The organism is Variovorax sp. 10N412, assembly GCF_056394985.1.
This window is the reverse complement of sequence record NZ_JBFTIO010000047.1, coordinates 1-1,130: the sequence shown is the minus strand read 5'-3', so window position 1 is coordinate 1,130 and position 1,130 is coordinate 1. Positions and strand designations below refer to the sequence as shown.

The 1,130-nt window shown below is 61.5% G+C and carries 1 pseudogene; it reads left to right on the top strand.

Annotated elements, in window-relative coordinates:
- Positions 1 to 255, top strand: a pseudogene (locus tag AC1DJH_RS33065) (helix-turn-helix domain-containing protein); the annotation flags it as partial.
- Between the last annotated feature and the right edge of the window lie 875 nt (positions 256 to 1,130).

Here is a 1,130-nt window from a genome sequence, read left to right as displayed (position 1 = left end):
ATAGACGTGGCGACATTGAGTGTCATCAGACGTTGGGCCCTGCGCGAGCAGATGTCCATCCGCGAGATAGCCAGGCGTACAGGCCTGTCTCGCAACACCGTAAAGAAGTACCTGCGAGCGGGCGAAGAAATGCCGCGCTACGCCAAGCGGGAGAGCTCAAGCAAGCTCGATCCCTATGCCGAGAAACTCGCGACCTGGCTCGCGATCGAGGCAACCAAATCGCGGAAACAGCGGCGCAATCTGCGGCAGATCCACACACCCCAACCTAAAAAGGAGAACACCAAGCACTTATCCACACCGTGAAGCCTTCAGGCTCACAAATCGGGTGGGTCAGTATTCAATGGAAATCTAGGGTCAGAGGTCGGCGGAATTCAACACCCTGGCGCCTCACGGTCCGCTTTCGCTACTTAGTGATCGTTCGCGTAAGTCTCCTAGAACGAAGCGATGGCCTGTTACGGCCACTAATGCGAGCATGTTTTCGAGCGATCTTCAGATGCGTCCATGGACTGCTGTCGTGATAAGAGCGCCTATCAGGCTTTATGCGGCAGTTGCGCCGCAGGTTGCCTGTGCGGGGGCGAGCCGGACGCACAGGCGCTATACGAATTCTTCGGACCGTCGCCGAGGCTGGAATAGGTGAGGTGCATCGAGTTGCGCGGCTCGACGATGGGTTCAACCACAACGTATGGATATTCGTCGATGCCCTTTGGGCATCGATGCCTCCGGAGCTGGCAAGCTCCATCCTGCGATTCGCCGCGCCACCCGACGTGGCCTTTTGGTCGAATCGTTCGCAACGGAATGCACCCGCGAAATGAACCTCCTCAAGTCCTTGGCCTGTTGGCGCCGACCGGAAAGCAAGCCAGCGTCGGCGATCGGCGCAATCCGACACCTGAAGATGAACTGGCTCGCGCAAGGCGTGCAGGGGCGCGTGTCCGGCCCCAAGGCACCCGCCCTGGTCAGGTAGCCAGCGCTTCGTCGAGTGCCCGCCGCGCCGGATGCGCGGGCCGCTGCAGGCCCAGGTGCTCGCGCAGCGTGCGGCCTTCGTACTCGGTGCGGAACAGGCCGCGCCGGCGCAGCTCGGGCAGCACCAGCTCGATGAAGTCGTCCAGGCCGCCCGGGAACCAGGGCGACAT